Annotated in this window: 1 protein-coding gene and 1 pseudogene; one reads left to right on the forward strand and one right to left on the reverse strand. The window is 42.5% G+C overall.

Translation table 11 applies throughout. From position 1 onward, the window contains the following. Positions 1–183 (forward strand): dihydrofolate reductase family protein (locus tag R7R24_RS29900; protein WP_318120614.1); only part of this gene is annotated, 183 nt, incomplete at its 5' end. Between the two features lie 148 nt (positions 184–331). On the opposite strand, the pseudogene R7R24_RS29905 reads toward R7R24_RS29900, so the two are convergent. Beyond that, positions 332–539, reverse strand: a pseudogene (locus tag R7R24_RS29905) (hypothetical protein); the annotation flags it as partial.

Here is a 539-nt window from a genome sequence, read left to right on the forward strand (position 1 = left end):
ACGATTCAAAACTTCCTCAAAGAAGATCTTATCGATGAAATGGTGATCACTCGCTTCCCTATCCTACTTGGCGGCGGCGCACCTTTGTTTGGTGATTTGCAACAACCACTCAATTTTAAAGTGACCAAGAGCGAAGTGGTGCTAGGCACCTTAGTTCAAACGACTTACGTGCGTGAAAGGTAATCTACCTAGGTATTTTGAATAAAAGAAAAACGCCCTTCCTAGAGATAGGAGGGGCGTTTGTTGTGTTAAGTACCTGTGTTCAGCATCGCTCATTTTTGGACGAGGTCAGCGCAACAAATTTATGTCGCGCAGTGAGCCTAATGGCTATTCATGATGCCGTTGGTAGTAGAATAGAATTAGAGTGAAGCTCATACCTAGTCTCTAGATTTTGTTTTTCTATGAAACTCTTTTCTTTCTGTGAGTAAGGATTCTTAGCTTTCAAATCAAGGAATATACCTTGATAACGCCACCCCTTACGGCGAAGTTCACTCACCGATTGCTCTCCACTTAGTAGCTTTCTTCCATACCTATCTCTG

The sequence above is a fragment of the Vibrio sp. 704 genome (genome assembly GCF_033339295.1).